This window comes from Streptomyces sp. SID11385 (assembly GCF_010548245.1).
Classification (GTDB): domain Bacteria; phylum Actinomycetota; class Actinomycetes; order Streptomycetales; family Streptomycetaceae; genus Streptomyces.
The window spans coordinates 1-6,429 of the sequence record NZ_JAAGLR010001004.1 but is presented as its reverse complement, the minus strand read 5'-3'; the positions used below and the strand labels follow the sequence as shown (position 1 = coordinate 6,429).

At 69.6% G+C, this 6,429-nt stretch carries 3 protein-coding genes; all 3 read right to left on the bottom strand.

Going from position 1 to position 6,429, the window contains the following annotated elements:
- Positions 1-298: 298 nt before the first annotated feature.
- The gene (gene gyrA, locus G3I42_RS30780; RefSeq protein WP_164290999.1) at positions 299-2,923 is read right to left on the bottom strand and encodes a DNA gyrase subunit A; all 2,625 of its coding nucleotides are present in this window, start codon (positions 2,921-2,923) and stop codon (positions 299-301) included.
- Between the two features lie 116 nt (positions 2,924-3,039).
- Complete coding sequence (gene gyrB, locus G3I42_RS30775; RefSeq protein WP_164290998.1) at positions 3,040-5,220, bottom strand: DNA topoisomerase (ATP-hydrolyzing) subunit B; 2,181 nt, start codon at positions 5,218-5,220, stop codon at positions 3,040-3,042.
- Positions 5,221-5,976: 756 nt separating this feature from the next.
- Positions 5,977-6,429: DciA family protein (locus G3I42_RS30770; protein ID WP_164290997.1), on the bottom strand; the 453-nt coding region annotated here is incomplete at its 5' end.

Sequence of the window (6,429 nt, the reverse complement as noted above, 5' to 3'; positions counted from 1 at the left end):
GCCCCCGCGGGCTGCGTGCTCGTCGCCGCATGGCCGCCGACGCCGCCGTGGCGGCCGCCACCGGCAGCGCTCGGCTGGCCTGTCTGCCCCTGCGGCTGCGGGCCCGCCGGGCCACTGCCGTAGGGATCGGGCCCGCCGCCGTACTGCTGCGCCTGCGGGCCTCGGGTATCGGTCACAGTTCCCCCCTGGGAATCCGGTGCGCGCCGGCGTCTGCCGCTCCCGGAACCACGGGCGCCCTCCGGCGGGGTCCCGCTGGTGCCCGCACCCGTGGTTCCAGTCACGTCCTCACTCCTCGCGCTTATTCGGCCGAGGGCTCCGTGCCCTCCGCCGTGCCCTCGGCCGGGTCCGCCTGGGGCTCCTCGTCAGGACCGTCCGCGTCGACCTCTTCGGCCTCGCGTCCGGCCTCGGCGTTGCGCGCGACGGCCACGACGGCATCGCGCTTGCCCAGGTTGATCAGTTGGACGCCCATGGTGTCACGGCCCGTCTGCCTGATCTCATTGACTCGCGTACGAATCACACCGCCCCCGAGCGTGATGGCGAGGATTTCATCGGTCTCCTCGACCACCAGCGCACCGACGAGCGAACCCCGGTCCTCGACGATCTTGGCAGCCTTGATGCCGAGGCCGCCACGCCCCTGGACCCGGTACTCGTCGACGGGACTGCGCTTCGCGTAGCCGCCGTCGGTCGCGGTGAAGACGAAAGTACCCGGCCGCACGACATTCATCGAGAGCAGTTCGTCACCATCGCGGAAACTCATGCCCTTCACGCCCGATGTGGCGCGTCCCATCGGACGCAGCGTGTCGTCCGTCGCGGTGAACCGGATCGACTGCGCCTTCTTGCTGATGAGCAGCAGATCGTCGTCGGCCGAGACGAGTTCGGCGCCGATCAGCTCGTCGTCGCCGCCGTCGTCGGTCTCGCGCAGGTTGATCGCGATGACGCCGCCGGAGCGGGGCGAGTCGTAGTCCTTGAGCGACGTCTTCTTCACCAGGCCGCCCTTGGTCGCCAGGACCAGGTACGGGGCCGCCTCGTAGTCCTTGATCGCGAGGATCTGCGCGATCGACTCGTCGGGCTGGAAGGCGAGCAGGTTCGCGACGTGCTGCCCGCGCGCGTCGCGCCCGGCGTCCGGAAGCTCGTACGCCTTTGCCCGGTAGACCCGGCCCTTGTTGGTGAAGAAGAGCAGCCAGTGGTGGGTCGTGCTGACGAAGAAGTGGTCGACGATGTCGTCTTCCTTCAGCTTCGCGCCACGCACGCCCTTCCCGCCGCGCTTCTGCGAGCGGTAGTCGTCGGTACGGGTCCGCTTGACGTAACCGCTGCGGCTGATCGTGACGACGATGTCCTCCTCGGCGATCAGGTCCTCCATGGACATGTCGCCGTCGAAGGGCACGAGCTGGCTGCGGCGGTCGTCGCCGAACTTGTCGACGATCTGGCCGAGTTCGTCGCTGACGATCTGCCGCTGCCGCTCGGGCGAGGCGAGGATCGCCTTGTACTCGTCGATGCGCCGCTGGAGCTCGTCGTGCTCCTGCATGAGCTTCTGCCGCTCCAGGGCCGCCAGGCGGCGGAGCTGCATCTCCAGGATCGCGTTCGCCTGGATCTCGTCGATCTCCAGGAGGCCCATCAGGCCCGTGCGCGCGTCCTCGACGGTGTCGCTGCGGCGGATGAGCGCGATGACCTCGTCGATCGCGTCGAGCGCCTTGAGCAGACCGCGCAGGATGTGGGCGCGCTCCTCGGCCTTGCGCAGCCGGAAGCGGGTGCGCCGGACGATGACCTCGATCTGGTGCGTGACCCAGTGCCGGATGAAGGCGTCGAGGGAGAGCGTGCGCGGCACACCGTCGACCAGGGCCAGCATGTTCGCGCTGAAGTTGGTCTGGAGGTCGGTGTGCTTGAAGAGGTTGTTGAGGACGACCTTCGCGACCGCGTCCCGCTTGAGGACGACGACGAGGCGCTGCCCGGTGCGCGAGGAGGTCTCGTCACGGACGTCGGCGATGCCGCCGATCTTGCCGTCCTTGACCAGGTCGGCGATCTTCTGGGCGAGGTTGTCGGGGTTGACCTGGTACGGCAGCTCGGTGACGACGAGGCACTGCCGGTTCTGGATCTCCTCGACCTCGACGACCGCGCGCATCGGGATGGAGCCGCGCCCGGTCCGGTAGGCCTCCTCGATGCCCTTGCGGCCGACCACGAGGGCACCGGTGGGGAAGTCGGGGCCCTTGATCCGCTCGATGAGCGCGTCGAGGAGTTCCTCGTTGCCCGCCTCGGGGTGGGCCAGGTACCACTGGGCGCCGGCCGCGACCTCGCGCAGGTTGTGCGGGGGGATGTTGGTGGCCATGCCGACCGCGATGCCCGCCGAGCCGTTGATCAGCAGGTTCGGGAAGCGCGAGGGCAGGACGTCCGGCTCCTGGGAGCGGCCGTCGTAGTTGTCCGAGAAGTCGACGGTCTCCTCGTCGATGTCCCGCACCATCTCCATCGAGAGGGGGGCCATCTTGCACTCGGTGTACCGCATGGCGGCGGCCGGGTCGTTGCCCGGGGAGCCGAAGTTGCCGTTGGAGTCGACGAGCGGCATGCGCATCGCCCAGGTCTGGGCGAGACGGACGAGGGCGTCGTAGATCGAGGAGTCACCGTGCGGGTGGTAGTTGCCCATGACGTCGCCGACGACGCGGGCGCACTTGTAGAAGCCCTTCTCGGGCCGGTAGCCGCCGTCGTACATCGCGTACAGCACGCGGCGGTGCACGGGCTTGAGCCCGTCCCGCACGTCGGGCAGCGCACGCGAGACGATGACCGACATCGCGTAGTCGAGGTACGAGCGCTGCATCTCGGTTTCGAGCCCGACGGGCTCGACGCGCATCGCGAGTCCTGCGACGCCCTCGTCGGCTCCGGGGATCGGCCCCGTGGGTTCCTCGTCGGGGGTGGGGGTGTTCTCGTCGGCCATGTGCCGTACTGGTCCTTTCGGCCTGCTCGCTATCCAGGGGCTGTCCGGCCCGGTGCTCCGGGCCCGGGCTCCGGTGTCCGGGGGCGCGCGGGCCGCCGGACACCGGAGGGGGATGCCTAGATGTCGAGGAAGCGGACGTCCTTGGCGTTGCGCTGGATGAACTGGCGGCGCGCCTCGACGTCCTCGCCCATGAGGACGGAGAAGAGGTCGTCTGCCTGAGCGGCGTCGTCGAGGGTGACCTGGCCGAGGACGCGGTGGTCCTGGTCCATCGTCGTCACCCGCAGCTCCTCGGCGTCCATCTCGCCGAGTCCCTTGAAGCGCTGCACCGCGCCCTCGCGCAGCCGCTTGCCGTTCTCGCGGCCCAGGGTGATGAGCGCGTCCCGCTCGCGGTCGGAGTAGGCGTAGTCCACGTCGTCCTTGCCCCACTTGATCTTGTAGAGCGGGGGGCGCGAGAGGTAGACGTGTCCCGCCTCGACGAGCGGGCGCATGAAGCGGAAGAGGAACGTCAGGAGCAGCGTGTTGATGTGCTGCCCGTCGACGTCGGCGTCCGCCATCAGGATGATCTTGTGGTAGCGCAGCTTCTCGATGTCGAAGTCGTCGTGCACCCCGGCGCCGAAGGCCGAGATGAGCGCCTGGATCTCCTGGTTGTGGAGGATCTTGTCGACGCGGGCCTTCTCGACGTTCAGGATCTTGCCGCGGATCGGCAGGATCGCCTGGTACATCGGGTCGCGGCCCGACTTCGCCGAACCACCGGCGGAGTCACCCTCGACGATGAAGATCTCGCACTTGGTGGGGTCGTTCGACTGGCAGTCGGAGAGCTTCCCGGGGAGCGAGGCCGTCTCCAGGAGACCCTTGCGGCGCGTGAGGTCGCGGGCCTTGCGGGCGGCGACACGGGCGGTCGCGGCGGAGATGCCCTTGCGGATGATGTCCGAGGCTTCGTTCGGGTTCCGGTCGAACCAGTCCGCCAGGCGCTCGTAGACGATCTTCTGGACGAAGGTACGGGCCTCGGTGTTGCCGAGCTTCGTCTTCGTCTGCCCCTCGAACTGCGGCTCGCCGAGCTTCACGGAGATGATCGCCGTCAGACCCTCGCGGATGTCGTCACCCGTGAGGTTCCCGTCCTTCTCGCGGAGCAGCTTCTTGTCGCGCGCGTACTTGTTGACGATCGTCGTCAGCGCGCCGCGGAAGCCTTCCTCGTGCGTACCGCCCTCGTGCGTGTGGATCGTGTTCGCGAAGGAGTAGACCCCCTCCGTGTACCCGGCGTTCCACTGCATCGCGACCTCGACGGAGAGCAGCTTCTCCTTGTCCTCGGCCTCGACGTCGATGACCGAGGGGTGAATGACCTCGCCCTTGCGGGAGTTGAGGTACTTCACGAAGTCGACGATGCCGCCCTCGTAGTGGTACGTGACGGTACGGGCCTCGGGCGGCTCCTCCGCGTCCACGACCTCGGCGCTGTCCGCGCCGACCGTGGCCTTCGCCGACTCGCGCTCGTCGGTGAGCTTGATGGTGAGGCCCTTGTTGAGGAAGGCCATCTCCTGGAAGCGGCGCGCGAGGGTCTCGAAGGAGTACTCGGTGGTCTCGAAAACGTCGCCATCGGCCCAGAAGGTCACCGAGGTGCCGTGCTCCTCGGTCGCCTCGCCCTTGTGCAGGGGGGCGATCGGCACGCCGCGCTCGTACTGCTGGGTCCAGATGTGACCGTCGGTCTTCACCTCGACCTCGACGCGCGTGGAGAGCGCGTTGACGACCGAGACGCCCACCCCGTGCAGACCGCCGGAGACCGCGTAGCCGCCACCGCCGAACTTGCCGCCCGCGTGCAGGACGGTCAGCACGACCTCGACGGCCGGCTTCCCCTCGGAGGGCACGATGCCCACCGGGATGCCTCGCCCGTTGTCGACGACCCGGACGCCGCCGTCCGCGAGGATCGTGACGTCGATCGTGTCGGCGTGCCCGGCGAGGGCCTCGTCGACCGAGTTGTCCACGACTTCCTGGACGAGGTGGTGCAGGCCGCGCTCACCGGTCGAGCCGATGTACATGCCGGGCCGCTTGCGGACCGCGTCCAGTCCTTCCAGGACCGTGATCGCGCTGGCGTCGTAGGAGACCTCGGGCAGGCTCGATGTTTCACGTGAAACATCGCCGCTCACCGCGTCCGCCTCCGCCTCGGCCGCCGCCGATGTTTCACGTGAAACATCGCTCTGCCCCGGCTCGGGCACGGCGCCGGGACCGTTCTCGTCCGGGGTTGACGGATTGTTCTCGTTGGGGTTGCCGGAATCGGCCACGAAGCGCCCTTTCTGGCACAGCACAGACCTGAACCCGAAGGGCGGGAGCGGCTGCGTCGTTCTGCTCGGCGTTAGTCGGCGGTGCGGAGTCTCGCGGTGTGCGAGTTGATGCGGGTGGTGCGGTGCTGCTGAAGCGATGCTCACCGAGTGTCGATGCCTCGTCACTCACCAAGCCCTCGCTCCGGGAGCGGGATTACTGCTCAGTCTACCGGTAACGCCGACAGTGATGGGGGTTTGCGGGTAGCTGAGTACGCATGTGCCGCCCTCAACCGACCACTTCCGACTCCCCATATGCGGACCGGGGCTTCAGGGGGCTCACAGCGGCACTCAGCGCTTCGGCCCGGTTCCGGGGTGTCAACCACCGGTGACGACGCCACGCGGTCCCCGCCGAAGCCCCGCAGATGCGCAGGTCAGAGGGGTGGACGGCGAGGCGGGCAAGCCCTTTCGGCGGGGCGGGCAGGGGCGGGCGGGGCTCCCGAGGCGACACGAGGCGCGCGGCGATCGGCGGCGGGCTCTCAGGGGCTCCCGGGCACAGGGCGCACGGGAGGCGGCGAGGGCGTGGGCAGGGACACATGAGCGGATCGCGGTCGGGTGGACGATCCGGAAGCGGCAGGAGTGGGCGGGGGCAGGCACCGGTTCCCGGCGTGGGTGAGTGGGACCCGTACCGGTTACTGCCAGGGGCCCGTACCGGCGGCGTGGAGGTGCTGCCCGGCGCCGAGGCCGGCGTGCAACCGGGAGGCGCGACGTGCGAAGGCTCCGTACCGCCGCGGGCGGAGGTCCTCAGCCCCAGGTGTCCCTGTCCCCGCGGCTGCCGGGTGCCCGCAGGGGGCCGTAGCGGCGGGACGGGCCGGAGGGGCCCTCGATGCGCAGCAGGCGCACCGTGTCGTGGCCGAGGGCCTCGTTGAGGCGGGCGACGAGCTGGGGTGCGAGGAGGCGCAGTTCAGTGGCCCAGCTGTTGGACTGGCAGCGGACGCGCAGGACCCGCTCCTCCTCGTCGTAGTGCAGCGGCTCGCTGTTGCGCGCGACGTCCTCGCCGACGATCTGCGGCCAGCGGTTCATGACCCCGCCGACCGCCGCGCGGGTCTCCCAGCCGCGATCGGACATGAGCCGGTGGATGGCGGCGCCGAAGGAGAGCGGCTCGCGTCCCTCGCCGCGGGCCCCGCGCCGGTTGCCGCGCCGCTCGGGGCCGCGCGCGTGGACGCCGAGTCCCTGCTCGCGGGCCTGCTTCTGGGC

Bases quoted from the DNA above. Each gene is read 5' to 3' on its own strand.
- gyrA (WP_164290999.1), bottom strand. From the start codon at position 2,923: ATGGCCGACGAGAACACCCCCACCCCCGACGAGGAACCCACGGGGCCG.